Origin of the sequence: Polaromonas aquatica, assembly GCF_042659145.1 — a bacterium.
GTDB classification, from domain to species: Bacteria; Pseudomonadota; Gammaproteobacteria; order Burkholderiales; family Burkholderiaceae_C; genus Polaromonas; species Polaromonas aquatica.
The window spans coordinates 80856-106284 of sequence record NZ_JBHSRS010000079.1 but is presented as its reverse complement, the minus strand read 5'-3'; the positions used below and the strand labels follow the sequence as shown (position 1 = coordinate 106284).

24 protein-coding genes are annotated in these 25429 nt (G+C 60.0%); 10 read left to right on the top strand and 14 right to left on the bottom strand.

Going from position 1 to position 25429, the window contains the following annotated elements:
- Window positions 1-74 precede the first annotated feature (74 nt).
- The gene (queC, locus tag ACFQND_RS15655) at window positions 75-779 is read left to right on the top strand and encodes a 7-cyano-7-deazaguanine synthase QueC (RefSeq protein ID WP_371434834.1); all 705 of its coding nucleotides are present in this window, start codon (window positions 75-77) and stop codon (window positions 777-779) included.
- A 2-nt stretch (window positions 780-781) separates the two neighbouring features.
- On the opposite strand, the gene ACFQND_RS15650 is transcribed toward queC, so the two are convergent.
- The 8 genes from ACFQND_RS15650 to ilvA all read right to left on the bottom strand — a co-directional run bounded on the left by ACFQND_RS15650 (window position 782) and on the right by ilvA (window position 9536).
- Complete coding sequence (locus ACFQND_RS15650) at window positions 782-2374, bottom strand: MFS transporter (RefSeq protein ID WP_371434873.1); 1593 nt, start codon at window positions 2372-2374, stop codon at window positions 782-784.
- Window positions 2375-2407: 33 nt separating this feature from the next.
- Window positions 2408-4282: an ABC transporter ATP-binding protein/permease gene (locus ACFQND_RS15645; protein ID WP_371434835.1), complete on the bottom strand. Its 1875-nt coding sequence runs from the start codon at window positions 4280-4282 to the stop codon at window positions 2408-2410.
- A complete protein-coding gene (locus tag ACFQND_RS15640) occupies window positions 4279-5178 on the bottom strand; it encodes a 5'-nucleotidase (protein ID WP_371434836.1) in 900 nt (299 codons plus the stop codon). The genes ACFQND_RS15645 and ACFQND_RS15640 overlap by 4 nt, the downstream gene beginning before the upstream one ends.
- Window positions 5179-5223: 45 nt before the next feature.
- Entirely contained in the window at window positions 5224-5769 is a 546-nt protein-coding gene (locus ACFQND_RS15635; RefSeq protein ID WP_371434837.1) for a histidine phosphatase family protein, read from the bottom strand.
- A complete protein-coding gene (locus ACFQND_RS15630; RefSeq protein ID WP_371434838.1) occupies window positions 5766-6611 on the bottom strand; it encodes an adenosylcobinamide-GDP ribazoletransferase in 846 nt (281 codons plus the stop codon). The genes ACFQND_RS15635 and ACFQND_RS15630 overlap by 4 nt, the downstream gene beginning before the upstream one ends.
- Window positions 6608-7672, bottom strand: a complete 1065-nt coding sequence (gene cobT / locus ACFQND_RS15625) for a nicotinate-nucleotide--dimethylbenzimidazole phosphoribosyltransferase (protein WP_371434839.1) — start codon at window positions 7670-7672, stop codon at window positions 6608-6610. The genes ACFQND_RS15630 and cobT overlap by 4 nt, the downstream gene beginning before the upstream one ends.
- Window positions 7669-7803, bottom strand: a complete 135-nt coding sequence (locus ACFQND_RS15620) for a cysteine-rich CWC family protein (protein WP_377414117.1) — start codon at window positions 7801-7803, stop codon at window positions 7669-7671. Before ACFQND_RS15620 ends, cobT begins: the two co-directional genes overlap by 4 nt.
- 95 nt (window positions 7804-7898) lie before the next feature.
- Window positions 7899-9536, bottom strand: coding sequence for a threonine ammonia-lyase, biosynthetic (gene ilvA, locus ACFQND_RS15615; protein ID WP_371434841.1), 1638 nt, complete (start codon window positions 9534-9536; stop codon window positions 7899-7901).
- A gap of 282 nt (window positions 9537-9818) precedes the next feature.
- On the opposite strand from ilvA, the gene ACFQND_RS15610 reads away from it, so the two are divergent.
- The gene (locus ACFQND_RS15610; RefSeq protein ID WP_371434842.1) at window positions 9819-10277 is read left to right on the top strand and encodes an OsmC family protein; all 459 of its coding nucleotides are present in this window, start codon (window positions 9819-9821) and stop codon (window positions 10275-10277) included.
- A gap of 57 nt (window positions 10278-10334) precedes the next feature.
- On the opposite strand, the gene coq7 is transcribed toward ACFQND_RS15610, so the two are convergent.
- Window positions 10335-10952 carry a 2-polyprenyl-3-methyl-6-methoxy-1,4-benzoquinone monooxygenase gene (gene coq7, locus ACFQND_RS15605; RefSeq protein ID WP_371434843.1) on the bottom strand — a complete coding sequence of 206 codons (618 nt, stop codon included), beginning with the start codon at window positions 10950-10952 and terminating at the stop codon, window positions 10335-10337.
- A 275-nt stretch (window positions 10953-11227) separates the two neighbouring features.
- Between coq7 and ACFQND_RS15600 the strand changes: the two genes are divergently transcribed.
- Together ACFQND_RS15600 and ACFQND_RS15595 are read left to right on the top strand one after the other, a co-directional pair.
- Entirely contained in the window at window positions 11228-12418 is a 1191-nt protein-coding gene (locus ACFQND_RS15600) for a porin (RefSeq protein ID WP_371434844.1), read from the top strand.
- Window positions 12419-12610: 192 nt separating this feature from the next.
- Entirely contained in the window at window positions 12611-13276 is a 666-nt protein-coding gene (locus tag ACFQND_RS15595; RefSeq protein ID WP_371434845.1) for a DUF3047 domain-containing protein, read from the top strand.
- A gap of 27 nt (window positions 13277-13303) precedes the next feature.
- On the opposite strand, the gene ACFQND_RS15590 is transcribed toward ACFQND_RS15595, so the two are convergent.
- Together ACFQND_RS15590 and zwf are read right to left on the bottom strand one after the other, a co-directional pair.
- Window positions 13304-14149 (bottom strand): MurR/RpiR family transcriptional regulator, encoded by an 846-nt coding sequence (locus ACFQND_RS15590; RefSeq protein ID WP_371434846.1) that lies wholly within the window; start codon window positions 14147-14149, stop codon window positions 13304-13306.
- A gap of 138 nt (window positions 14150-14287) precedes the next feature.
- Entirely contained in the window at window positions 14288-15754 is a 1467-nt protein-coding gene (zwf, locus tag ACFQND_RS15585; protein ID WP_371434847.1) for a glucose-6-phosphate dehydrogenase, read from the bottom strand.
- Window positions 15755-15890: 136 nt separating this feature from the next.
- On the opposite strand from zwf, the gene tal reads away from it, so the two are divergent.
- From tal to ACFQND_RS15565, 4 genes are all read left to right on the top strand, one after another.
- Window positions 15891-16838, top strand: coding sequence for a transaldolase (tal, locus tag ACFQND_RS15580; protein WP_371434848.1), 948 nt, complete (start codon window positions 15891-15893; stop codon window positions 16836-16838).
- Complete coding sequence (gene pgi, locus ACFQND_RS15575) at window positions 16838-18400, top strand: glucose-6-phosphate isomerase (RefSeq protein WP_371434849.1); 1563 nt, start codon at window positions 16838-16840, stop codon at window positions 18398-18400. The genes tal and pgi overlap by 1 nt, the downstream gene beginning before the upstream one ends.
- A gap of 71 nt (window positions 18401-18471) precedes the next feature.
- The gene (locus tag ACFQND_RS15570) at window positions 18472-18834 is read left to right on the top strand and encodes a DUF805 domain-containing protein (protein ID WP_371434850.1); all 363 of its coding nucleotides are present in this window, start codon (window positions 18472-18474) and stop codon (window positions 18832-18834) included.
- 81 nt (window positions 18835-18915) lie between these two features.
- Window positions 18916-19245 carry a DUF805 domain-containing protein gene (locus ACFQND_RS15565; protein WP_371434851.1) on the top strand — a complete coding sequence of 110 codons (330 nt, stop codon included), beginning with the start codon at window positions 18916-18918 and terminating at the stop codon, window positions 19243-19245.
- 269 nt (window positions 19246-19514) lie between these two features.
- Here the strand turns inward: ACFQND_RS15565 and groL are convergent, their stop codons facing one another.
- Both groL and ACFQND_RS15555 read right to left on the bottom strand, forming a co-directional pair.
- Window positions 19515-21173, bottom strand: a complete 1659-nt coding sequence (groL, locus tag ACFQND_RS15560; protein ID WP_371434852.1) for a chaperonin GroEL — start codon at window positions 21171-21173, stop codon at window positions 19515-19517.
- Between the two features lie 48 nt (window positions 21174-21221).
- Window positions 21222-21512 carry a co-chaperone GroES gene (locus ACFQND_RS15555; protein ID WP_324493173.1) on the bottom strand — a complete coding sequence of 97 codons (291 nt, stop codon included), beginning with the start codon at window positions 21510-21512 and terminating at the stop codon, window positions 21222-21224.
- A gap of 576 nt (window positions 21513-22088) precedes the next feature.
- Between ACFQND_RS15555 and ACFQND_RS15550 the strand changes: the two genes are divergently transcribed.
- Both ACFQND_RS15550 and ACFQND_RS15545 read left to right on the top strand, forming a co-directional pair.
- Window positions 22089-23447 carry an MBL fold metallo-hydrolase RNA specificity domain-containing protein gene (locus ACFQND_RS15550; protein ID WP_371434853.1) on the top strand — a complete coding sequence of 453 codons (1359 nt, stop codon included), beginning with the start codon at window positions 22089-22091 and terminating at the stop codon, window positions 23445-23447.
- Between the two features lie 88 nt (window positions 23448-23535).
- Window positions 23536-24015: a universal stress protein gene (locus ACFQND_RS15545; protein WP_371434854.1), complete on the top strand. Its 480-nt coding sequence runs from the start codon at window positions 23536-23538 to the stop codon at window positions 24013-24015.
- Between the two features lie 131 nt (window positions 24016-24146).
- Here ACFQND_RS15545 and metK read toward each other — a convergent pair whose 3' ends face one another.
- Window positions 24147-25328, bottom strand: a complete 1182-nt coding sequence (gene metK, locus ACFQND_RS15540; RefSeq protein WP_371434855.1) for a methionine adenosyltransferase — start codon at window positions 25326-25328, stop codon at window positions 24147-24149.
- Window positions 25329-25429: the final 101 nt, after the last annotated feature.

Sequence of the window (25429 nt, the reverse complement as noted above, 5' to 3'; positions counted from 1 at the left end):
TGTTGATTCCCCTGGCGCGTTGCCGGGATGCCGGTGTTTGGTCTAATTGGGGTCAAGAAAGAAAGGGCCTCAGCATGCATACCTCAGCACTCGTTTTATTTTCCGGTGGGCAGGACTCCACCACCTGCCTGGCCCAGGCGCTCTCCAAATACGAGCGTGTTGAAACCGTGGCGTTTGACTACGGCCAGCGCCACGTGGTGGAGCTGGAGGCGCGGCTGAATGTGTTGCGCGAAATCAAGGCGCGCTTTCCGCACTGGGCCCACAAGCTGGGCGAAGACCACCTGCTGGACCTGGCGGTACTAGGGCAGGTCAGCGACACATCGCTGACGCGTGATGTCGCCTTCAGGATGGAAAGCTCGGGACTGCCCAACACCTTTGTGCCGGGGCGCAACCTGCTGTTTTTGACGCTGGCGGCGGCGCTGGCCTACCGGCGTGACCTGCAGGTGCTGGTCACCGGTGTTTGTGAAACCGATTTCTCAGGCTACCCGGATTGCCGCGATGACACCATCAAGGCCATGCAGCTGGCCCTGTCGCTGGGCATGGACAAGCGTTTCCTGATTGAAACGCCGCTGATGTGGATAGACAAGGCCGACACCTGGCGGCTGGCGCATTCGCTGGGCGGCCAGGACCTGGTGGAGCTGATTGTGGAGCACACCCATACCTGCTACCTGGGGGACCGCACGCACCGCCAGCCCTGGGGTTACGGCTGCGGCAAATGCCCCGCCTGCGAACTGCGTGCGCGCGGCTACGAGCGTTACGCCGCGGCATTAAAAGCCTGACGTTAACTTCTCACCAGGTCTTCGATGACGCAGCGGCGAACGACGGGCGGCTCTTCCCCGATATGGAAAGCCAGCTTGCGTTCGCGCAGCGTCACGTCGCTGGCCGTCACGCGGTCAAAGCGCCGCAGGTGTTCCGTCCATGACTCGTCGGTGATCTGCTCCAGGTAGCGGCCGGGATGGCCTATGTCGCGCAGCAGCTCCCACTCCAGCGCGCCCTGGCGCAGGCGGCTGCGGCGGCTTTCCTGCATCAAGGCGTGGAAACCGTCGCTGCGCGCCGGGTCTATCAGGTATTCAATGGTCACAACCACATTGCCTGCGCCAGGCGGCGCATGAGGCACAGGCACCTTGAATTCGCGTGAAGGCGTCAGGTCTTCTTCAATGCTCAGGTCCACGATACGTCGCTGGGCCAGCAGCATGGCGGCGGTGCCGCTCACTGCCGCAACCAGCAGGCCGACGGCAATGCTGGTCATGGTGGCGATCTGGCCCCACAGGGCGGCGCCCAGGGCGCTGGCACCCATGATGGACATCTGGTACATGGACATGCCGCGCGCGCGCACCCAGTCGGGCAGCGACAGCTGGGCCGACACGCTGAGCGAATTGGCGCAGCTAATCCAGGCCGCGCCGTTGAGCAGCATGGCCGGGACCGCGACATAGATATTCGGTGCAAACGCCACAACGGCGGTGGACAGTGATTGTGCGATGGTCGAGCGCAACACCAGGGTGTCGCGCGGCATCAGCTGGCGCAGCCGCGCCAGGTTCAGCGCGGCAACAATGGCGCCTATGCCCATGGAGGCCAGCAGCAGCGTGAAGGTACCGGCGTCACCGCCATGCATGTTGCGCGCCACCAGGGGCAGCAGGGCAAGCAGGGCCGTCGAATGAAAAAAGAACAGCGACACCTGCAGCAGCACGGCCCGCAGGCGGCTGGATTGGCGCACAAACTGCAGCCCCACGCGCATGGCGCTGACCAGCCGCTCCCGGCCCAGCGGGCTGGGCACATGGTTGCGGCGCCAGCGCATGATGACCAGGCCCGAAATAACCGAGAGCACGGCATTGAGCACAAACACGTATTCGGTGCCCGCGCTGGCAATCAGCGCGCCGGCCAGCAGCGGGCCGATGATGCGCGAGGCATTCATGGCCACGCCGTTGAGCGCCAGCGCGGCAGGCAGGTGTGAGCGCTTGACGAGTTCCGGCACGATGGCTGAAAACACCGGCCAGCGCATGGCTAGGCCGATACCGTTGGCAAAGGTCAGCGCCAGCAGCAGCGGCGGTGTCATGACGCCCGAGATGACGGTGACGCACAGCAAGGTGGCCACCGCCGCAACCCAGAACTGCGTCATGATGAAATAACGCCTGCGGTCCAGTATGTCGGCCAGCGCGCCGCTGGGCAGGCCGAGCAGGAACACCGGCAGGGTGGAGGCCGACTGCACCAGCGCCACCCAGATCGGCGAAGTCGTCATGGAGGTCATCAACCAGGCGGCCGCGACATCGTTCATCCACATGCAGGTGTTGGCGACCAGCCAGGTGCTCCACAGCATGCGGAACACAGGGACCTTGATGGGGTCCCAGGCCGACAGTTTTTCAGGTTCGGCAGGCATTGCAACGGCTGTTTGGGCGATATCCTCTGGCATTCAGGTACTTTTCAGGGGTGTTGGGGGCAGGGCATTGTCTGGCAGCGTGCTTTCCTTCAGCGTGTATTGCGCCGCAGAGCCGTCGGGCTGTTTTACCAGTTCCCATTGCCTGCTGTGAAAAGCCGCCACGCTGGGCCGGTGGGCAATGGACACCATGCCGCCGTGCACCGCCCTGACATGTGCCTGCAGTTTTTCATACAGCGTTTTTTCGGACACCTCGTCCAGTGCGGCGGTGGCCTCGTCGGCAAATACCCAGGACGGTTTTTTCAGCAACACGCGTGCAATCGCCAGGCGCTGCTGCTCGCCGCCCGAGAGCTTCTGGCTCCAGGCGTCGCTGTCATCCAGGCGGCTGGCCAGTTGCGGCAACAGGGCATCGGCCAGCGCCCTTTGCAGCGCCTCGTCGCTGTACTGCGCGGCCGGCTCCGGATAGGCCAGGGCATCACGCAGGCGCCCGTCGGGGAAGTAGGGCCGCTGGGGAATGAACATGGTCTCGGGCGGCAGCTGGCTCCGGCCTTTGGCAAACGGCCAGATGCCGGCAAACGTGCGGAACAGCGTGGACTTGCCGCTGCCCGAGGGGCCCTTGAAGAGCACGCTGTCGCCGGGGCTGGCCTGCAGCGCGACACCGCTGAGCAGCGTCAGGCCCGTGGGCAGGCTAACGGTCAGGTCGCTGGCTGAAAGCGTGCCGGATGCGGTAGCCGGATTTTGGCTGTCTGCTATTGAATTTGTAGCTATTTGCGCCCTTGTCTGTTGGGCTGCAGCCGAAATATTGTCTTCAAAACTGGTCAGGCGATCGGTTGTGGCGCGCCAGGCGGCCAGGCTGCTGTAGTTGTCAACCAGCCAGCTCAGGGAGTCCTGCACGCGCCCGAAGGCCGATGAAATCTGCATCAGCTCACCCAGCTGGATGGCGCCGCTGAAAAAGCGCGGCGCCGCCACAATGAAGGGGAAAACCACGGCGGCCTGACCGAAAAAATTGGTGAACCAGACCAGGTTTTTCTGCTTCCTGATCAGCGCCAGGTAATTCGCCAGCACCGTCGAAAAACGCGTGTCCAGCTGGGCCCGCTCGACCGGCTCGCCCTTGTCCAGTGCGATGGCTTCGCTGTACTCGCGCACGCGGACCATGTGGTGCCGGAAGTCGGCCTCGTAACGTTGTTGCAGGAAGTTGAGCCTGATCTGCGGCCGGCCTATGTAGTGGGTGATCACGCTGCCGACAACACAGTACAGCACGGCCATCCAGACCATGAAACCGGGGATGTTGTAGCTTGTGCCACCCAGCGTGAAGGCAAAGGCGCCAGAGAGCGACCACAGTATGCCGACAAAACTCACCAGCGTGACCACGGCATTGAGCAGGCCCATGCTGAGTGAAATGCTGTAGGTGGTGAACAGGTTGATGTCTTCCTGGATACGCTGGTCGGGGTTGTCTGCGGTGGTTTGCTGGGTGCCTGAAAAACGCGCCAGCTCCAGGCTGTAAAACGCGTGGTCGGCGAGCCAGCGTTGCAGGTAGTTCGCGGTCATCCAGGCGCGCCAGCGCACCTGCAGCAGTTGCGTGAGGTAAAAGCGGTACACCGCGATGATGATGAAGGCGAAGGCCAGGTAGGTGAAACGCCCGAGCTGCGTCCAGAACACCGCTTCGTTCTTGTTTTGCAGCGCGTCGTAAAACACGCGGTTCCAGTCGTTGAGCAGAACCAGCATGTAGACCGCGGCCAAGTTTAGCACGATGATGGCCAGCAGCAGGCCGCGGGCCTTCCATTTGTCCTCGGACTTGAAGTAGGGTGCTGACAGGGCCCAGACACGTGTGCAGAACTGCCTGAATGCGCTGAGTTTGCCGGTGATGCCGGTGCCCGTGCTGGTGGTGGGGTTCATGGGGGATGCACTCATGTCGATTGGTTGGATACACCGCTGGCCACATGGCCGGCAGGAACATGCTGGGCGGCGGCGTCTACATGGCCGGTTTGGTCGTCAAAGAAGAAATCGGGTTCGAAGTCGCGCAGAAATTCGGCCTTTGCCAAACCGCCCAGAAACATGGCTTCATCGACCTCGATGTTCCAGCCCATCAGCGTGCGGATGGCGCGGTCGGCCGTAGCCAGGCCGCGTGCCGTGACCAGTGCCGTGCGTATGCGTATATGCGGCGTGCCCGCCTGCTGCAGCCGGTGCAGGGCTTGCAGCAGGGGCATGAAAGGGCCTGGGGGCAGTGGTTTGCTGGCCAGCTTGCGTTCATGTTTTTGAAAGGCATCCAGCCCGTCTTTTTGAAACACCCGCTCGGCCTGGTCTGAAAACAGCACGGCGTCGCCGTCAAATGCAATGCGCACCTCGTTGGGGTAGCTGTTTTTTGCGTGTGCCGCGTGTGTCGCCACGGTGGCGGCGGCAAACCCGGCGTTGAGCGCGGCGCGCACGTCTTGCGGATTGGCCGATAAAAACAGGTTGGCCTGCAACGGCCGGAGATAGTCGTACGGCGCACGGCCCTTGGTAAATACACCGCGTTCCAGCGGCAGCTTGTTCACCTCGGCAGAGCGAAAAATCCTCAGGCCCGAGACCGGGTCGTTGCGCGACAGCATGACCACTTCAACACGCTTTGCATCGGTATTGAAAGCCAGCAGCTTCTTGACCAGTGAAAAAGCCACGCCGGGTTTGGCGGGCTGGTCCAGCCGGTCCAGCTGCAGTTTCATGTAGGCGCGGTCATCGGACTGCTCGAAAACGCGGTTCTCTTCTTCAAGGTCAAACAGGGCGCGCGAGGAAATCGCCACGACCAGTTGTCCGTCCAGGTTGGTTGCCATGTGGTGCTTTGTTATTGGGTTTTCGTCCGGGCTTTGCTGGCTGATCTAAAGGCTCAGTTTGCACCATTGTCCACAAGCCGGCGCAGTCGCGGGCCACTGGTCGGCGCGGTCTATATGGCGCACGCCGCGCGCAATCAGCTCCACGGCACGGATAACACCGGCGTGGGTGATCCACAAGGTGTCGGCGTCGCGCGGCAGCGCGTCAAACGCCGAGGCGACGCGGGCCATGAACTGCGTGACGCTTTCGCCGGTTTGCCCGGCCGCATAGCTGTCGAAGCTGGCTGACCAGCCGTCCAGTTCGGTTCTGGGAATGTCCGCCCAGGCCTGGCCTTCCCAGTGGCCGAAGTTCATTTCCTGCAGCCGGTCATCGGTTTTACAGGTCAAATCAGGCCTCAGCCCCCGTAGTACGTGCGCAAGCTGCTCACATCTTTGTAGCGGAGAGGTGGCGATTGAAATGGCTGCTGGCAGCACTTTGGCCAATGCCTGGACGCTATCGTGCGTTGCATCAGCATCCGCTGGAACGTCAAGCTGGCCGTAGCAGGTGCCCGGCGCCACCAGCGGCTGTGCATGGCGGACTAACCAAAGGCTCATAAACTGATGGCCAAACCCAGGTAAAAAGCGATTTCACAGACCTGCTGCGCGGCGCCCAGGCAGTCGCCCGTAAAGCCCTGCAGGCGGCGCCTGAAAAGCCGGCCCATCCACAGCAGCGCGATGGCGGCAAAGCTGCAGGCTACTATTAAATTAATAGCATCCAGCACGCTGAGGACGGCCAGCAGCACCACAAAACACCATGCAAACGCGAGCAGCAGGCTGCCCGGCGCTATCTGGTCGGCGAGTGGTTTGGATTTGGAGCTGGCCGTGTCACCCACATGCGGCAACAGGTAAATCAGCAGCAGCGGCAGGCCGCGCGACACCACATGCCCGGCCCACAGGGCGGCACAGATGTACCAGGCGCTGAAGGGCGCTTCTTCCCATCCGGTGGGCGCGCCATCAACCGAACCGAGGATGGCCAGCAATGCGATCTTGCTCAGCAGGGCCAGTACCAGGGCCATGGCGCCGAAGGCTCCCACGCGCGAGTCTTTCATGATTTCCAGCGCGCGATCCCGGTCACGGCTGCCGCCGAGTCCGTCGGCCACGTCGGCCAGGCCGTCTTCATGAAAACCGCCTGTCATCAATACCGTGACCACTGTTGTCAGCGCCGCGGCCACCAGCGGCGTGAAGGTGGTGTCGGGCAGCAGGGCCAGCAGCAGCGCGTACGTCGCAGCCGCCACGGCACCCACCAGGATGCCTACGCCGGGAAAATGGCCGGCGCTGGCGCGCAGCATCTCGGGGCTGAAGCCGACCCAGTCCGCCAGCCGTCCCGTGATGGGAATACGGGTGAAAAACTGCACCGCGAGAAGGTATTCCCGCACAAATTGGCTGATGGCTTTCATGGTGGCGTCATTGCGGCTTCAACGCTTTCTTTCCCGCTGATGCCGGCGGAGGCAAAGCTGGCCATCTCGTTCATCAGGCGTGCGGCCGACTGCACCAGCGGCCAGGCCAGCAGCGCGCCCGTGCCCTCGCCCAGGCGCATGTCCAGGTCCAGCAGCGCCCTGGCCTTGAGGTGGTCCAGCAGCAGGCGGTGGCCGCGTTCGGCTGAGCGATGGCAGAACACCATGTAGTGCAGCACCTGCGGCACCAGCTTGTACGCGACAAGCGCCGCCGCGCCGGCGATAAAACCGTCAACCAGAATCACCCGGCGCTGGCTGGCAGCCTGCAGCATGGCGCCGGTCATCATGGCGATCTCGAAGCCGCCGAGGGCGGCAAGTGCCTGCAGCGGCTCCACGGCATCCGGATGGCGCAGTATGGCAAGCATCAATACCTTGCGTTTGTGCCTGAGCTGGGGATCGGTCAAACCCGTACCGCGTCCGGTCGCGTCTTTCAGCGCGATGCCTGTCAGCCGGTTCAGGAGCAGGGCCGCGGAAGAGGTGTTGGCAATGCCCATTTCACCAAATGCGATGACATTGCCTGGCAGGCTTTTCACGATGTCTGCACCGGCCTGCAGGGCGGCATGCAACTGCTCTTCGGACATGGCCGGATTTTTACAGATGTTTTTGGTGCCGTGGCCGATTTTCCGCTTGATGAGTTGGGGGTGGTCCTCCAGGTCGGCGGCCACGCCGGCATCGACCACCTGCAGGGCAAAGCCATGTTGCCTTGACAGCACATTGATGGCGGCCCCTCCGGCCAGCATGTTGGCTACCATTTGCACCGTGACGGCTTGCGGGAAAGCCGAAACGCCGTCCGCCGCAATCCCGTGGTCGGCGGCAAAAACCACCATTTGCGGGTCCTGGAAGGTCACCACGTCGCTGCGCTGGATCAGGCCCAGCTGCAGGGCCAGGTCTTCCAGTTGGCCGAGCGAGCCGACGGGTTTGGTCTTGTTGTCTATCTTGTGCCGGAGCTTGGCTTCAAGCCGGACATCGGTGACGGCCTCAATCGGCGGAAGGGCGAAGGTCATGGCTGGGCATCAATCAATTGTTGAAGGCAGGCCGGGCAGAGGCAGCCCGCCTGTTTTGTTTTGTCCGTGGAGGGCACGGGGATGGCATGGGGCATGGCAAAACACCAGCATGTCGCGTCCCCGGTAACCATGCCGCAGCGCAGGCCCGCCCCGCACCTGGGGCAGCGTGACGAGTCTGGCAACTCGACGTTTTCTGGCAGGCCCGGTGCAGTCATGGCGGGCTTGCTCAGCTTTGCAGAAACAGCCGGTACACCGGGTTGTCTGTTTCTTCCACATGGGGGTAGCCCATGGTGTCCAGGAAGGACTTGAAGGCCTTGTTGTCGGCCTTGGGCACCTGCAGCCCGACAAGGATGCGTCCGTAGTCCGCGCCCTGGTTGCGGTAGTGGAACAGGGAGATGTTCCAGCCCGGCTGCATGCTGGATAAAAACTTCATCAGCGCACCCGGCCGCTCGGGGAAAACAAAACGCAGCAGACGCTCGTTTTTTGACAGCGCGCTGTGCCCACCCACCATGTGGCGGATGTGCTCCTTGGCGAGTTCGTCATGCGTCAGGTCAAGTGCCTTGAAGCCGTGGCGCGTGAAGTTGGCCGCGATTTTGGTGCTCTCGCCTTTGGCTGAAGTCGTCAGGCCCACAAACACATGCGCTCTGGCGTCGTCGCTGATGCGGTAGTTGAATTCGGTCACCGAGCGGGGGCCGCCCGGCAGGTCGCCGATAACTTCACAAAAACGCCTGAAGCTGCCGCGCTCTTCGGGGATGGTCACCGCGAACAGCGCTTCGCGTTCTTCACCGACTTCGGCGCGCTCAGCGACAAAACGCAGGCGGTCGAAGTTCATGTTGGCGCCGCACAGAATGGCGGCGTAGGTCTCGCCCTGCGTCTTGTTCGTCGCTACATATTTCTTGATGGCGGCCACGGCCAGTGCACCGGCCGGTTCGACGATGCTGCGCGTGTCGACAAACACGTCCTTGATGGCGGCGCAGACGGCATCCGTATCCACACTGATGAATTCGTCAACCAGCTCGCGGCTGATGCGGTAGGTTTCCTCGCCCACCAGCTTGACGGCTGTGCCGTCGGAGAAAAGGCCGACATCGTTCAATGTCACGCGCTTGCTGGCGCTGACCGATTGCATCATGGCGTCGGAATCGTTCATCTGCACGCCGATGACCCGGATCTCGGGACGCACGGCCTTGATGTAGTTGGCTACGCCGGAGATCAGCCCGCCGCCGCCAATGGCTACAAACACGGCATCGAGGCGGCTGGAACCCAGGCTTTGCAGCTGCATGAGGATTTCCATCGCAATCGTGCCCTGGCCGGCGATGACATCGGGGTCGTCAAACGGGTGCACAAAGGTCAGGCCGCGCTTTTTCTCCAGCAGCAGGGAATGGCTATAGGCGTCTGAATAGCTGTCGCCATGGAGTACCACTTCCGCGCCCCAGCTTTTGACGGCATCAATCTTGAGTTGCGGGGTCGTCGTCGGCATGACCACGACGGCGCGCGTTCCCAGCTTTTGTGCACTCATGGCCACGCCCTGGGCGTGGTTGCCGGCAGAGGCGCAGATCACGCCTTTCTTGAGCTGGGCCGCGCTGAGGTGGGCCATCTTGTTGTAGGCGCCGCGCAGCTTGAAACTGAAGACCGGTTGCTGGTCCTCGCGCTTGAGCAGGACCGTGTTTTTCAGCCGGGCACTGAGGGTTTTGGCTTTTTCGAGTGCAGATTCAACCGCGACGTCATAAACCCGCGCCGTCAGGATCTTTTTCAGGTAGTCGGCAGGTTGAAGGTTCTTGTTGCCTGCCTTGATGCCGGGCTTGCGTGCGGGTGCAGGATGTGCTTTCGCGGGTGTTTTGGCGGCTGTGCTGGTGTGTGTTGGCATTGTTTTCTCGCAGCCTCACATCATATCGGGCGCGGTCCTCGCGCCCTGTGGAAGGGCGCAGGCAAGAAAAAAGGCCCAGACCGTGAGGTCTGGGCCTGTAAATCCACCTTAGAGGAGGTGGAGGAGACAACCAGTGCAAAAATATCATTGGATATTGATGCGATGATTTGAAGTATATCGAGTGATGTTGCGCTGCACAATTGCCTTTGTCGTGAAAATTACACACTTGTGCAGTTTTTAGATGTGATTGACTATAAATTTTTTGCATAAGGAAAGATGGATATGGAATGCACAGTGAGCTGGACCGGTCCCAGCGCTACCACCGGGTCGCGCTCAGGCATGACTTTCCTTGCTGAAACGGGGAGCGGCCACACCCTGGTGATGGACGGTGCTCCTGATGAGGCCAAGCCTGAAAACGGCGGCGCCAATCTTGCCCCGCGCCCCATGGAGACTGTGCTTGCAGGCACGGGCGGCTGTACGGCTTACGACGTGGTGTTGATCCTCAAGCGCGGCCGGCATGATGTGCGTGGCTGCTCTGTCAAACTTACGTCGGAGCGCGCCACGGTTGACCCCAAGGTATTCACAAAAATCCACATGCATTTTCTCGTGACTGGCAAAGCGCTTGCTCCCAGTGCAGTGGAGCGGGCGATTGCCATGAGTCACGACAAATACTGCTCCGCCACCATCATGCTTGGCAAAACAGCTGAAATCACCACCAGTTTCGAGATCCAGGAAGCCTGAACCTGCTTGCCCGCTTAACCTGGAGCTGGCCTGGAGCCAGGCAGGGTCAGATTTGGGTCAGATGTAGTGCGCCGTGGTGGTCATCACCCTGGCGGCTGCACTCATCAGGGCCCTGACTGGTGGCGGCAGCTCAAGTGCGCCTGCACTGGATGCTTCCTGCGCATGGCGGGCCTCATCGTCTTTCATCTGCGCCACGATGGCGCGCGATTCATGGTCACCGGCAGGGAGTCTTTCAAGGTGGCCCGCGAGGTGCGCTTCCACCTGGCGTTCTGTCTCGACCACGAACCCCAGACTGAGCCGGTCGCCCAACCGGCCCGCAACCAGCCCGAGGCCGAATGCCCCGGCGTACCACAGCGGGTTGAGCAGTGATGGGCGCGCATCCAGCTCATCCAGCCGCTGCCTCGTCCATGCCAGGTGGTCGGTTTCTTCCTCGCTGGCAGCCAGGAACTGTTGCCTGAGGGCGGCATCGTTCGTACTGATGGCCTGCGCGGCATAAAGCGCCTGCGCACACACCTCGCCAACGTGATTGACCCGCATGAGGGCGCCTGCGAGCGTCTTTTCGGGTCCGGTCAGCTGCGTGATGTCGCCAGCCACTGTTGGGCAGGGGCGGCTCGCCCGTGGTTTGGCAAAAAGCGTGCGGAGTGCGCCGTCAGCGGCGTTGATCAGGGAATCCATGTGCGGGGCACCTTTCGTGAGCATTTGGGCAAAGTCTATGGCAATTGGCCTCTCCCGTCCCCGCAGGGACACAGTTCAGGTGTTGCGCGGCTTCAACGCGGTGTTTTGGGTTTGTTGCACGGGTGCAACGAAATAGCCTTTTTCTGGACAAATCCGGTCCAATTCCTTTGCCATAGGCTGCGGGGTCTGGTGCAATACATACAACTTCCTAAACGGAGGTTGGCCCGGGGATCCAAAATCCTGGAGCCCTATGTTTAACCTTGGAGAAACTCTCAATGAAAAAATCCCTGATTGCTCTGGCTGCACTCGCAGCTGTTAGCGCAGCATCTGCCCAGTCGTCCGTGACCATGTACGGCTTGCTGGACATCGGTTATGGCGCACAAACGACTAAATCGCGTGATGGCACTCTGGCATTTAAGAGCCGTGGCGTGATGGACGGTGCCAATGCTGGAAGCCGTATTGGCTTTCGTGGTACCGAAGATCTGGGCGGTGGCTTGAAAGCAAACTTCGTATTTGAACAAGGCGTGAGCCCCACCAGCGCCAATGGATTCGCGAACCGCCTGTCCTTCGGCCAGCCAATTCCTGGCGCGCCATCAGCAGCTTCAGGCTTGAGTGGTGCTGGCGGTGGTTTCAGTGCTAATACCAATCGTCAGTCCTACATCGGTTTGTCCAGCGCCACCATGGGCACGCTGAACATTGGTTACCAGTACACCAACCTGTACGAATTGGGTACCTTGTCCGGTTACACGGTCAGTTCTGAAGGCATGCCTGGTGGTGACAAAGCTCACTTGTTTGGGCTTTTGACCGTAGGCAGTGCTCGTGCCAATGGTTTAACCTACATCAGCCCTGATTTCTCAGGCTTTACTGTGCGCGCGCAGTACGGTGCGAGCGGTTTTGGTTCTGCGTTGGAGAACCAGCAGACTGGTGCTAGTAATCTCACATCATCAGGCAAACGCTTTGGTCTGATGGGCAAGTATGCAAACGGTCCTTTGTCTGTTGCATTGGCATACACGACATTAACTTCCCAAGGCAATGCGACGGCGTTTGCAGTGCCGACTGTCCCCGTGAACCCTGCTGATCGTAAAAGCAGCATGACCCAACTGGGTGCTAGTTACGACTTTGGTGTTGCCAAGGTGGCCGGCACATATTTGAAAGCCAAAAACGGTGGCGTCTCAACCAGCTTGACCTTGAATAACAGCTATACCGCGTACCAGATTGGTGTTTCAGTACCATTTGGAGCCTTCGTTCCCTTCGTTGCCATTGGTCGCGCAAAGAACACCGAAAATTCATTAAATACTGTTGCTGAAGACTTCAAGACTGCGCAGATCGGTGTGCGTTACAGTCTTAGCAAACGCACAACTGCTTATGCCATGTACGGTAAAACCACGGATGCCGCTGCGCCTGCCAACCCATTGGCATATAGTACCGACACTAAAACTATTGTTGGTGTCTCTCACTCGTTCTAATAGCTGACTGGCTAGTACAGTCGCCTGATGACCGATAAAACCCCGCTGCTTGCAGTGGGGTTTTTTATTTTTCACAACCATCATGATTTCTCAATATTCCCTATCTTTCAGTCCTTGGCTGCTTGGTTTCCCCTGGTGTGGCTTTGCGCCTGCGCATCGCGCCCGCCCGTAGCGGTTAAACCTGTAGACGCCTTGAACACGCGCATCGCGCCACGGGTACAAGCAGCGGGTACCCATAGCAAATCTGTGGTCTGGGAGCATTTCAAGTTGCCTGGTAAGCGTCCCAGCACATTTGATTTTGTACTTGAGGACAGGCGAGTTGCCATCGCAGCCCACGCACAATCGTCCGCCAGCATGCTGTGGCAGGTGACACGGGTAGAGCCCAGCGATCTGGGGACTGTCAAATTTTCATGGAAACTGCCAGACCTGATTCAATACGCCGACGTGTCGGTGCCCGAGTTTGACGACTCACCAGTCCGCGTGGTGCTGGCGTTTGAGGGTGATCGAGGCAATTTTTCAGCCAAAAACGCCATGCTGTCCGAGCTGGCGCGCCTGCTGACAGGCGAAGAACTGCCTTATGCAACGCTGATGTACGTCTGGAGCAAGACGCGCCCGGCGGGCAGTGTGATCATCAACCCGCGAACTGACCGCATACGCAAGCTGGTAGTTGAGTCTGGTAATGGCAAGCTCAACAGCTGGGTGGACTATGAGCGTACCATTCGCGCCGATTTTGAGAAAGCGTTTGGCGAGGCGCCGGGAGCCCTCATGAGTGTCAGCGTCATGACCGACAGCGACAACACCCAGAGCAACACGCAGGCCTGGTATGGCCCGCTCACCATCACGGCCGCCAAACCCTGATCCCTGCCGCGTTTGCGGCGTTGCGGCTCACGTGTAGCGCTTGTTGCGCAGGTTGTTTTTCATTTCCTTGAGCAGCGGCTGCAGCTTGCCGCCTATGCGCAATGCCAGGCAGGTGGCCAGGACGTCGATGATCATCAGGTGCAGCAGGCGCGACACCATGGGGCTGTAGCGGTCATACCCTTCCGGGTGGTCGGCGGCCAGGTGGATGTTTCCGGCCGTGGCCAGCGGGGAGCCGGTCGCGGTGATCACGATGGTGGTGGCGCCGTTTTTGCGCGCGATGTCGCAGGCGTCCATCAAATCCCGCGTGCGGCCCGAGTTCGAGATTACCACCACACAATCACCAGGCCCGAGCAGGGAAGCGCTCATGACCTGCATGTGGCCGTCGCTGTAGGCGATGGTGTTGACGCCCAGGCGAAAGAACTTGTGCTGCGCATCCTGTGCCACGATGCCGGAGTTGCCGACGCCAAAAAACTCTATGCGTTTGCCTGCCTTGCAGGCAGCTTCCAGCGCATCGGTGGCCTTCTGGATGACCGATGACGAGGCGTCGTTGCGGTATTTCAGGAAGGCCGCAACGGTGTTGTCTATGACCTTGACCACGACATCGCTGGTCTTGTCGTCCACGTCCACGCTGCGGTGGATAAAAGGTACGCCCTCGCTCACGCTGCCGGCCAGTTTGAGCTTGAAATCACTCAAGCCGTCATAGCCTACGCTGCGGCAAAACCGTACCACGGTCGGTTTGCTGACGTGTGAGCGCCTGGCCAGTTCGGTGATGGGCAGGTTGGCAAAAGCCCGCGGGTCGGCCAGCACCAGGCGGGCCACGCGCTGCTCGGCAGGGGCGAGTGAGGGCAGCGACGCTTTGATTCGATCAAGCAAGGATGTTGCCCCCACGGTCGCTCACTGCGTGTAGCTCCCTGCCCCCCGAGGGGGCCGCCCGCCTGCGGCCCGGCAAAGCCGGTTCCGCGGCTTGACCTTGCATGGAGAATGATTCTGCGTAGTGTGCCTTCCTCATCTTCAGCATTCCTCAGTCCAGCAATAGCCATCTCTTGCAATCATCGCGCTGGACGCACTTGGCCCCCACGTGCCGGCTGCGTAAGGCCGTGGTCCTTCGGAATCATTTTTCCAGGACTCAAGAATTGGCTCAACCCAGCGCCAGGCTTCTTCCTGCTCGTCGCTGCGCACAAACAGGTTCAGCCGTCCGTCAATCACGTCCAGCAACAGGCGTTCGTAGGCCCCGACGCGTTCTGCGCCAAAACGCTTGTCGAAGTCCAGGTCCAGTTGCACGGGCGCCAGCGTCTGGCTGGTCTGCTGCCGGTTCTGGCGGTTGTCCTGGCCCTGCGCCAGCAAATGAAGTTCCAGACCGTCCTTGGGTTGCAGGTGAATCACGAGCCGGTTCGCCGCGCCCAAAGGGGATTTGAAAATCGCATGCGGTGCAGGCCTGAAGTTGACTTCAATGTAGGCTGAACGCGCCGCCAGCCGCTTGCCGGTGCGAATGTAAAAGGGTACGCCCGCCCAGCGCCAGTTGGCGATCTCGGTGCGCAGGGCCACAAAGGTTTCGGTAGGGCTGCCTTCGCTCACACCATTTTCCTGGCGGTAAGCGGACGCCGGCAGGCCGTCTATGGTGCCCGCACTGTACTGGCCCCTGACAACATGCTGGCGCAGCGTCTCAGGGGTCCATGCCTTCAGCGAGCGCAGCACCTTGAGCTTTTCGTCGCGTATCGCATCGGCATGCGCATTGATGGGTGGCTCCATTCCGATGGCGCACAGCAACTGCAGCGCATGGTTTTGCACCATGTCGCGCAGCGCGCCTGTGCTGTCGTAAAACGCGCCGCGCTTTTCAATGCCCAGCTCTTCGGCAATCGTGATCTGGATGTTGGCGATGGTTTCGCGCCGCCACAGGGGTTCAAAAAGCGCATTCCCAAAACGCAGCGCAAACAGGTTTTGCACCGACGGTTTGCCGAGGTAGTGGTCGATGCGGAATATTTGCCGCTCACTGAACACCTTGCGCACGCTTTCGTTGATGGTGCGGTTGGAGGCCAGGTCATGGCCCAGGGGCTTTTCCAGTACTACGCGCATCTGCGGGCCGTTCAAGCCAGCTACTGCAATCTGTTCGCAGAAGGTTGTAAAAAGCCCGGGCGCCGTGGCCAGGTACATCACCACCGTATCGGCTGTGTGCTCCTGCAGTTTTGCAGCTAGCCGCGGGTAATCCGCCGGGCTGGAAAGGTCCATGCGCAGGTAAAACAGCAGGTCGGCAAACCGCGCAAACTCTTCTTCACTGGGGCGTTTGGCGAGTTCAACCTCGTCAAAGCGTGACTTGATCAGCGCACGGTATTGCGCATCGGACAGGTCGTCGCGCGCCACACCGACGATGCGGCCGTCCTTGGGCAGCGAGCCATGGCGGAAGGCCTGGAACAGCGCCGGCATCAGCTTGCGCCAGGCGAGGTCGCCGGTGCCGCCGAACAAGATCAAATCAAAACTCATGGTTCAGGATTCCAGCCGAAAAGGTAGGTGAATGTAATAAAGTTTCGTGGATGCTGGGCATAATGGTAACTCACGCGAGCCGCATACGGGCTTCTGCCTGACAGACTATCCAGCGATTGCCAAATACACTTTTGCCATGAACCAACTCGACGCACTCAAACAGTACACCACCGTTGTTGCCGATACCGGTGACTTCAAACAGCTGGGGCAATTCAAGCCGCAGGACGCCACGACCAATCCCTCGCTGATTCTCAAGGCCGTGCAAAAAGCTGATTACCAGCCCCTGCTCACGAGCACGGTAAGCCGCTTCAAGGGCCGCGCGCTTGATGAAATCATGGACCGGCTGCTGGTGCGCTTTGGTTGCGAGATCTTGTCCATCGTCCCAGGGCGGGTGTCAACCGAGGTGGATGCCCGCCTGAGTTTTGACGCGAACGACACCTATACGCGCGGCGAACGCATCGTCGAGCTGTACCAGGCCGAGGGCGTTCACATTGACCGCGTGCTGATCAAGGTCGCCGCAACCTGGGAGGGCATACAGGCCGCCGAAAGGCTGGAGCGGCGTGGCATCCACACCAACCTCACCTTGCTTTTTTCGTTCTGCCAGGCCGTTGCCTGCGGGCAGGCCAGGGTGCAGCTGATTTCGCCTTTTGTGGGCCGTATTTACGACTGGTACAAAAAGTCTGCGGGCGCCGCGTGGGACGAAGCGGCCATGGCCGGTGCCAACGATCCGGGCGTGAAGTCGGTGCGCGAGATCTACAACCACTACAAACACTTTGGCATCAACACCGAGGTCATGGGCGCGAGCTTTCGCAACGTGGGCCAGATCACGGCGCTGGCCGGCTGCGACCTGCTGACCATCAGCCCCGAACTGCTGGCACAGCTTGCCGCATCGGATGCACCCCTGGCCCGCACGCTGGATGCCGGTGCGGCGAAGGCGTTGGGCTTGCCGGCCGTGAATTTTGACGAAGCCGGTTTCCGCCATGCACTGAACCAGGATGCCATGGCCACCGAAAAACTGGCCGAGGGCATACGCGCCTTTGCGGCAGACGCGGTCAAGCTTGAACAACTGATGCTGGCAGCCTGATGCGGCCACGCGCGGACCAGACCGCAGCCTGGACTGCATTGCGGACGCTGTTTGATACGACGGGCAAAAATTTTGACCTGCGTGAAGCCTTTGCAGCCGATCCGCGGCGTTTTGAAAGTTTTAGCCAGGACGCGCCCCACGTGTTTGCCGACCTGTCGAAAAACCGGCTGGATGCAGCCGCACAGACACTGCTGTTTGACCTGGCGCGGCAATGCGGCCTGGAGCAATACCGCGACGCCATGTTTGCCGGAGAACTGATCAACAGCACCGAACAGCGTGCCGTGATGCACTTTTTATTGCGAAATCATGCCCAGTCCGTTGGACAACAAGCGCAGCCAGCTATTAAAAACATAGCAAAATTGCAGTCCGAAGTGGACGAGGCGCGCGAGGCCATGCTGGCTTACGCCGAGCAGGTGCGTGCCGATGCAGCCATCACCGACATCGTCAACATCGGTATAGGCGGCTCGGACCTGGGCCCGCAGATGGCCGTGCTGGCGCTCGCTGAATTTGCCACCACGGGCAAACGTTTTCACTTTGTCTCCAACGTCGATGGCCGGGAGCTGGGGGATGTGCTGGCGCAACTCAGGCCGCAAAACACGCTGTTCCTGATTGCCTCCAAGACTTTCACCACAGCCGAAACCATGACCAACGCACAGTCCGCAAAGGCCTGGTTCGAGGCAAGCGGCGGCCGTGATATTGGCCGGCATTTCGCGGCGCTGACGAGCAACGTGGCGGCGGCAAAGGCTTTTGGCATCAGCACCATTTTCGGGTTCTGGGACTGGGTTGGTGGCCGTTACTCCCTGTGGTCTGCGATCGGCCTGCCCATTGCGCTGGCTGTCGGCAGCCAGGGCTTTCGCGAATTACTGGCCGGTGCGCATGCGATGGACGAGCACTTTCGTACTGCACCGCTGGAGCGCAACCTGCCGGCCCGCCTGGGCCTGCTGGATATCTGGTACCGGAATTTTCACGGTTTTACCAGCCGCAGCATCGCGCCCTACAGCAGCGCCTTGCGGCGCCTGCCGGCGTATTTGCAGCAGCTTGAAATGGAGAGCAACGGCAAGCGGGTCGACAGTCAGGGCAGGGCCTTGCCGTTTGAGACCGCGCCGGTTTTGTGGGGTGAGCCCGGCACCAACGGCCAGCATGCTTACTTCCAGGTGCTGCACCAGGGGACCAGCGTGGTGCCGGTCGAGTTTGTGGCGATTAAAGAATCGGGCCCCGTCTTCAAGAGCCATAACCACAAATTGCTGGCCAATGCGCTGGCGCAGGCGCAAGCACTGATGCAAGGAAAAACCGATGTGGGTGGCCACAAACATTTCCCCGGTAACCGGCCCAGCACCTTCTTGCTGCTGGAGCGGCTCACGCCCGCCAGCCTGGGGGCCCTGCTGGCCCTGCAGGAGCACCGCGTGTTCGTCAGCGGAGCGATCTGGGGCATCAACAGTTTTGACCAGTGGGGCGTGGAGCTCGGCAAGGTGCTGGCGCAAGACATTGAACCACGCCTGCAAAGCGGGGATCTTTCCGGCCTTGATGCCTCCACGGCAGGGTTGTTGCAACGCATGTTGTAGCGTCAGAGGTAGCGCCGGGGAGGTAGTACTTGCCCCGGCTTGTGTGCACGACATATGGTGAAGCGTAAAACATGAATCCTGGACAATCCATTTCCAGCTGCTTTAGAAAATACGCGACTTTTTCCGGCCGTGCATCGCGTTCGGAGTTCTGGTGGTTTTTTGTGTTTCAAATCGGCACGATGGTTCTTGCTGCCTTGATCCATGAAATCGCCTACTACCTCGTCTCGCTGGCGCTTTTGCTGCCGGCTGTGACCGTGTCGGCGCGCAGGCTTCATGACATTGGTAAAAGCGGATGGTGGATGCTGATTTCAGCCGTTCCCGTACTCGGCCTGATTTTTATCGCCTGGGCGGCCAAAAAAGGCGATGAAGGCGTCAACACTTATGGCCCGGCCCCTGTGCCGCCCGTAGCTCAGGTGGCACCAGGCGCGCAGTGAACCTGACATAGGCATGTCTTGCGTCTAGCCTTATCATGGCGTGGGGAATCCACCCCGCACACATCCTGAGGAGGAGGTTCTATGAATTTCGGACAAGCCATATCCACGTGTTTTTCCAAGTACGCAACTTTTTCGGGCCGCGCATCGCGCTCGGAGTTCTGGTGGTTCATGCTTTTTGAAGTGATACTTCTTGGCGTCACGAGTGCCATCAGCGACATCCTGTACGGCATCGTGGCTCTGGCGCTGGTCTTGCCGGTTCTGGCCGTAGGCGCACGCCGCCTGCATGACATCGGCCGGACGGGCTGGTGGCAACTGCTCTCGCTGACCATCATCGGCTCCCTCGTGCTGCTTTACTGGTTTGTGCAACCCACGGTTGAAGGCAGTAACGAATACGACGCTGTTGCAGCCTAGTTTTCCCTGGCATTCCAGTGGAGGCTGCGGCATTTTGGCGTTGCGGGCTTTCGGGACGGATGTTTTCCCGCTTGAACCAGGGTCAGGTCCACATTCAAACAGTCCTGGCTCGAAGCAGCTTTGGTAATTCGATGCGGTGACCGGCTTCGAATACTGCCTGAATCGCACATTAAAAAACCCGCAGGGCTTGCGCCCTGCGGGTTTTTTTGTCAGTGACTCGCACCTCACCTGTATTGCTACAAGCCGGGTGCGAACTGGACAGCAGGCAATTACATGCCCATGCCGCCCATACCACCCATGCCGCCCATGTCGCCGCCCATGCCGCCAGGCATGCCGCCAGCTGCTTCGTCTTTTGGAGCTTCAGCAATCATGGCTTCGGTCGTCAGCATCAGGGATGCGACGGAGGCTGCGTTTTGCAGTGCAGTGCGGGTCACTTTCGTTGGGTCCAGGATACCCATTTCGATCATGTCGCCGTAGGTGTCGTTGGCTGCATTGAAGCCAAAGTTGCCCTTGCCGGCCAGCACGGCGTTCACCACCACAGAGGCTTCGCCGCCTGCGTTGTAAACGATTTCGCGCAGGGGAGCTTCGATGGCGCGCAGGACCAGCTTGATGCCGGCTTCCTGGTCAGCGTTGTCACCCTTGATGACGCCGGCAGTTTGCTTGGCGCGCAGCAGAGCCACGCCGCCGCCAGCCACGATGCCTTCTTCCACGGCAGCGCGGGTAGCGTGCAGTGCATCTTCAACGCGGGCTTTCTTCTCTTTCATTTCGACTTCGGTGGCAGCGCCAACCTTGATCACGGCAACACCGCCGGCCAGCTTGGCCACGCGCTCTTGCAGTTTTTCACGGTCGTAGTCGCTGGTCGCTTCTTCGATCTGCACGCGCACTTGCTTGACGCGTGCCTCGATGTCGGCAGCAGCACCTGCACCGTCGATGATGATGGTGTTTTCCTTGCCCACTTCGATGCGCTTGGCAGAACCGAGGTCAGCCAGCGTTGCTTTTTCAAGCGACATGCCGACTTCTTCAGCGATGACCTTGCCGCCGGTCAGGGTGGCGATGTCTTCCAGCATGGCTTTGCGGCGATCGCCGAAGCCTGGAGCCTTGACGGCCACCACTTTCAGGATGCCGCGCAGGGTGTTGACCACCAGCGTTGCCAGGGCTTCGCCATCAACTTCTTCAGCGATGATCAGCAATGGACGGCCAGCTTTTGCGACTTGTTCCAGCGTAGGCAGCAGGTCACGGATGTTGCTGATTTTCTTGTCGTAGAGCAGGACAAACGGGTTGTCCAGGATCGCCGACTGCTTCTCTGGGTTGTTGATGAAGTAAGGCGACAGGTAGCCGCGGTCAAACTGCATGCCTTCAACGACGTCGAGTTCGGATTCGAGGGATTTGCCGTCTTCAACGGTGATGACGCCTTCCTTGCCGACTTTGTCCATGGCATCAGCAATGATCTTGCCGATGGTTTCGTCAGAGTTGGCGGAAATCGAGCCTACCTGGGCGATTTCCTTGGAAGTGGTGGTGGCTTTGGAAGCTTTTTTCAGTTCGTCGACCAGGGCCGAAACAGCCTTGTCGATACCGCGCTTCAGGTCCATAGGGTTCATGCCGGCGGCGACATACTTCATGCCTTCGCGAACAATGGCTTGAGCCAGAACGGTAGCGGTCGTGGTGCCGTCACCAGCGATATCGGAGGTCTTGGACGCAACTTCCTTGACCATCTGCGCGCCCATGTTCTGCAGCTTGTCTTTCAGTTCGATTTCCTTGGCGACGGACACACCGTCCTTGGTCACGGTGGGGGCGCCGAAAGAGCGCTCGAGCACCACGTTACGGCCTTTGGGGCCCAGGGTAACCTTGACTGCGTTGGCCAGGATGTTCACACCCTCGACCATGCGTGCGCGGGCTTCGCCGCCGAAAATGACGTCTTTTGCTGCCATGTTTAATTCTCCAGATTCAGTTAATTAGGGATTGAAAGAGCTGAGAAATTACTTCTCGACCACTGCGAAGAGGTCTTCTTCTTTCATGACCAGCAATTCATCGCCATCGACCTTGACGGTCTGGCCGCTGTATTTGCCGAACAAAACGCGGTCGCCGACTTTCACGCCAACAGGCTGAACTTCACCCTTGTCGTTTTTCTTGCCTGGGCCAACGGCCAGGATCTCGCCTTGATCAGGCTTTTCAGCAGCGCTGTCAGGAATAACGATGCCGGAAGCGGTTTTGGTTTCGTTTTCCACGCGTTTGACGATCACGCGGTCGTGCAAAGGACGAAGTTTCATGAGAGCTCCTTGTTTTTAAACAATGGTTTTAAGAAAACAAAAATGCCAACTAAAGAGGGCTGGCACTTGTCAATCTGCGGCTTGGGTGCGTTTGTTAGCACTCATGGCCGTCGAGTGCTAATCATAGGGGCATTTGAGCCCCTTTTCAAGGGTGGCAGGCTCGCAGAAGGGTAAATCTGTTTGCGCCAAATCAATTCTGATGGGGATTCCGGGCGTTCAGGGCGCTTTTATCGGCAGTCCGGTTTCTTGGCCGACCCCGGGCTTTCCGGATCTGCCGGGCCAAAGCTTGCGCTGGATCAAGCTGGGTTTTCATCAGTCGCCTAAGATTTTTATCTCTTGGGACGCCAGGCCCCTGGATGGGCAGGATCGTCACATGGGCGTGAGGCGCCACCAATGGGGGACAGTGACCTTTATGTGCAGAAAAATTTTTCTTGTGGTGGATGGCTGTGAAATGGCTGCTGCGGCTTCGGGTGATCGGCCATCGGACGCGTGCCTGGGCATTTGGAGCCTGGTTCGGTACTATGCCTGGCACAGACATGACGGCTTGGAACCGATATGACTCAGGATGCAAACTCCATGAACCTTCAATTTCTGGGGGCAACTGGAACCGTGACAGGGTCCAAGTACCTTCTGCAACACAAGGGTGTCAAGATCCTCATTGATTGCGGGCTGTTTCAGGGTTACAAGCAACTGCGCCTGCGTAACTGGGCGTCATTGCCGGTGCCGGCCAGCGAGATTGACGCGGTGGTACTTACCCATGCCCATATTGACCATAGTGGCTACATTCCGCTGCTGGTGAAGCAGGGATTTGCCGGGAAGGTCTTTTGCACCGAGGCAACGCGCGCCCTTTGCGGGATTCTGTTGCCTGACAGCGGTTATCTCCAGGAGGAAGAGGCCAACTACGCCAATCGCCACGGCTTTTCAAAACACCAGCCGGCATTGCCCCTGTACACACGTGCAGATGCGGAAAAATGCCTGGGGCGGTTCGCGTCGGTTGATTTCCACACCAGCTGGCACCTGTCGCCGGGCCTGGAGGCCGTCTTCATTCCTTCGGGGCACATGCTGGGCTCGGCGTTTGTGCATATCCGCAGCGAGCAGCGCTCCATACTGTTTTCGGGTGATATTGGCCGGCCGGAGGATCTGGTTCTGGCCGCCCCTGAAAAAGTGCCGGGAGCTGACTACCTTGTTGTCGAGTCGACTTACGGAAACCGCCTGCATGAACAAGGCGATCCGATGGACAAGCTTGCCGAGGTGATCAACCGTACGGCCGCGCGCGGCGGCGCCGTGATCATTCCGGCATTTGCCGTGGGGCGGGCGCAGAGCCTTCTTTATTGCCTGTACCTGCTCAAGTCCAGGGGGGCGATTGCACACTTGCCGATATACCTGAACAGTCCTATGGCCGCCAATGCGACTGAAATTTACCGGAAATATCGCAGCCAGCATCGCCTGACGCCTGAGCAGTGCGAAGCCATGTGCAGCGCTGCGCATATCGTGAACAGCCCGGAGGAGTCCGAGTCGCTGAACCGGAAAAAGGGTCCAATGGTGATCATTGCCGCCAGCGGCATGGCCACGGGCGGGCGGGTCGTGCATCACCTCAAGGCCTTCCTGCCGCATGAACGAAATACCGTTTTGTTTGCCGGGTACCAGGCGGGTGGCACGCGGGGTGCCGCGATGCTGGCGGGGGCCAGGACCATCCGTATCCACGGCACCGAAGTGCCTGTGCTTGCGCACATCGATGCGTTGACAAGCTTTTCTGCCCATGCCGACGCGGCCGAGATCATCCAGTGGCTGAAAGCCTTTGCCAAACCGCCCCTGCGGACCTTCATCACGCATGGCGAGCCTGACGCAGCCGATGCCATGCGACAGCGGATTGAGCGTGAGCTCGGCTGGGCTTGCCACCTGCCCGACTATCTTGAGTCGGTCGCCCTGGAGTAGGTTGTGCCGGCCTGCCCTCCGGTTTTGCCGGCCAGCATGCGCTTGTTGAAAGGCTGTGTTTCGATTGTTTATTGAAAAGGACTTGATCATGTATAAAAAAATCCTGGTTCCCATCGACGGAAGTCCCACCTCCCGCCTTGGCCTGGGCGAGGCCATCAAGCTGGCTGCGGTCATGGGCGCGCAGTTGAGGCTGCTCCATTTTGTGGACCCCTTTGCCTATGTGGGTGGCTTTGAGTCACCCGCTGTGTTCATTACCGATCTGCTGCCGCTGTTGCGGGAGGGCGGGCAAACGATATTAAAAGAGGGGCAGACCCTCGCCGCCTCAAAAGGCGTGCAGGCGGAAACGGTGCTGATCGATGATGGCGTGGGCCGCTTGAGCGACCTGGTTGTTTCACAGGCCCTTGGCTGGCCCGCCGACCTGATTGTCATTGGCACGCATGGACGGCGAGGTGTTCGCCGGGTTTTCCTGGGCAGCGACGCGGAACAGATTTTGCGTGTTGCACCCGTGCCGGTACTGCTGGTGCGCGGCACTGAAGAAGCCGAAGCCGGCAGCAAAAGCGCTGCCTAGGCTGATGGGTGTCTGGCCAGGGTTGCTCACCATGAAGGGTGGTGTGAGCGGGGTCTGTCGCACCAGACAAATACATCAACACAAGAAAAAGCCACCCGCAGGTGGCTTTGTCCTGGGTGGCGTGTGCTATCTCAGAGGCCTGCTGCTGCACGCAGCGCGGCTGCCTTGTCGGTTTTTTCCCATGAGAATTCCGGCTCGTCGCGGCCAAAGTGGCCGTAGGCGGCAGTCTTCTCGTAGATCGGGCGCAGCAGGTCCAGCATCTGGATGATGCCCTTTGGACGCAGGTCAAAGTGTTCCTGCACCAGCGCCGAGAGTTTCTCGTCGGAGATCACGCCCGTGCCTTCGGTGTAGACCGTCACGTTCATGGGGTGCGCCACGCCGATGGCGTAGGCCACCTGGATCTGGCACTGCTTGGCCAGGCCGGCTGCGACGATGTTTTTGGCTACGTAACGTGCTGCATAGGCGGCCGAGCGGTCCACCTTGCTGGGGTCCTTGCCGCTGAAGGCGCCGCCGCCGTGCGGGCAGGCACCGCCGTAGGTGTCCACAATGATCTTGCGGCCGGTCAGGCCGCAGTCGCCCTGCGGGCCGCCGATGACAAAACGGCCGGTCGGGTTGATCAGGTACTTGGTGTCTTTCAGCCACTCCTTGGGCAGCACCGGCTTGATGATTTCCTCAATGATGGCTTCGGTGAACGAGGCCTTCATTTTTGTCTGTGTTTCGCTCTGGTCCGGGCTGTGCTGGGTGGACAGCACCACGGTGTCAATGCTGTGCGGCTTGCCGTCCACATAACGCATGGTGACCTGGCTTTTTGCATCGGGACGAAGAAAGGGCAGGCGGCCGTCCTTGCGCAATTGGGCCTGGCGCTCGACCAGGCGGTGTGCGTAATAAATCGGCGCGGGCATCAACTCGGGCGTTTCGTCGCAGGCGTAGCCGAACATCAGGCCCTGGTCGCCGGCGCCGGTGTTCAGGTGGTCGTCGGATGCGTGGTCCACGCCCTGGGCGATGTCGTTGGACTGCTTGTCATAGCAGACCATGACCGCGCAGCCCTTGTAGTCGATGCCGTATTCGGTGTTGTCGTAGCCGATGCGCTTGATGGTGTCGCGTGCGACCTGGATGTAGTCGACGTGTGCGTTGGTGGTGATTTCACCGGCCAGCACGACCAGACCGGTGTTGGTCAGGGTTTCTGCGGCCACGCGTGACAGCGGGTCCTGTTTGAAGATGGCATCGAGGATGGCATCGGAAATCTGGTCGGCTACCTTGTCTGGATGGCCTTCGGAGACGGATTCGGAAGTAAAGAGAAAATCGTTCGCCATTGCGTACACTCCATTTAGTTTGTCGGCGCGTTGCCGGCTGGGGTGCCTCGGCGAACGCTTTAGCAGTTTGGTTTAATGTCGCTCTGCAAGTTGTTCAATAA

Bases quoted from the DNA above. Each gene is read 5' to 3' on its own strand.
- coq7 (WP_371434843.1), bottom strand. From the start codon at position 10,952: ATGGATTCCCTGATCAACGCCGCTGACGGCGCACTCCGCACGCTTTTT.
- ACFQND_RS15610 (WP_371434842.1), top strand. From the start codon at position 9,819: ATGGAATGCACAGTGAGCTGGACCGGTCCCAGCGCTACCACCGGGTCG.
- ACFQND_RS15550 (WP_371434853.1), top strand. From the start codon at position 22,089: ATGAACCTTCAATTTCTGGGGGCAACTGGAACCGTGACAGGGTCCAAG.
- ACFQND_RS15630 (WP_371434838.1), bottom strand. From the start codon at position 6,611: ATGAAAGCCATCAGCCAATTTGTGCGGGAATACCTTCTCGCGGTGCAG.
- metK (WP_371434855.1), bottom strand. From the start codon at position 25,328: ATGGCGAACGATTTTCTCTTTACTTCCGAATCCGTCTCCGAAGGCCAT.
- ACFQND_RS15555 (WP_324493173.1), bottom strand. From the start codon at position 21,512: ATGAAACTTCGTCCTTTGCACGACCGCGTGATCGTCAAACGCGTGGAA.
- ACFQND_RS15570 (WP_371434850.1), top strand. From the start codon at position 18,472: ATGAATCCTGGACAATCCATTTCCAGCTGCTTTAGAAAATACGCGACT.
- pgi (WP_371434849.1), top strand. From the start codon at position 16,838: ATGCGGCCACGCGCGGACCAGACCGCAGCCTGGACTGCATTGCGGACG.
- ACFQND_RS15650 (WP_371434873.1), bottom strand. From the start codon at position 2,374: ATGCCTGCCGAACCTGAAAAACTGTCGGCCTGGGACCCCATCAAGGTC.
- ACFQND_RS15620 (WP_377414117.1), bottom strand. From the start codon at position 7,803: ATGGTTACCGGGGACGCGACATGCTGGTGTTTTGCCATGCCCCATGCC.
- ACFQND_RS15635 (WP_371434837.1), bottom strand. From the start codon at position 5,769: ATGAGCCTTTGGTTAGTCCGCCATGCACAGCCGCTGGTGGCGCCGGGC.
- ACFQND_RS15645 (WP_371434835.1), bottom strand. From the start codon at position 4,282: ATGAGTGCATCCCCCATGAACCCCACCACCAGCACGGGCACCGGCATC.
- tal (WP_371434848.1), top strand. From the start codon at position 15,891: ATGAACCAACTCGACGCACTCAAACAGTACACCACCGTTGTTGCCGAT.
- queC (WP_371434834.1), top strand. From the start codon at position 75: ATGCATACCTCAGCACTCGTTTTATTTTCCGGTGGGCAGGACTCCACC.
- zwf (WP_371434847.1), bottom strand. From the start codon at position 15,754: ATGAGTTTTGATTTGATCTTGTTCGGCGGCACCGGCGACCTCGCCTGG.
- ACFQND_RS15565 (WP_371434851.1), top strand. From the start codon at position 18,916: ATGAATTTCGGACAAGCCATATCCACGTGTTTTTCCAAGTACGCAACT.
- ACFQND_RS15600 (WP_371434844.1), top strand. From the start codon at position 11,228: ATGAAAAAATCCCTGATTGCTCTGGCTGCACTCGCAGCTGTTAGCGCA.
- ACFQND_RS15640 (WP_371434836.1), bottom strand. From the start codon at position 5,178: ATGGCAACCAACCTGGACGGACAACTGGTCGTGGCGATTTCCTCGCGC.
- ACFQND_RS15545 (WP_371434854.1), top strand. From the start codon at position 23,536: ATGTATAAAAAAATCCTGGTTCCCATCGACGGAAGTCCCACCTCCCGC.
- cobT (WP_371434839.1), bottom strand. From the start codon at position 7,672: ATGACCTTCGCCCTTCCGCCGATTGAGGCCGTCACCGATGTCCGGCTT.
- groL (WP_371434852.1), bottom strand. From the start codon at position 21,173: ATGGCAGCAAAAGACGTCATTTTCGGCGGCGAAGCCCGCGCACGCATG.
- ilvA (WP_371434841.1), bottom strand. From the start codon at position 9,536: ATGCCAACACACACCAGCACAGCCGCCAAAACACCCGCGAAAGCACAT.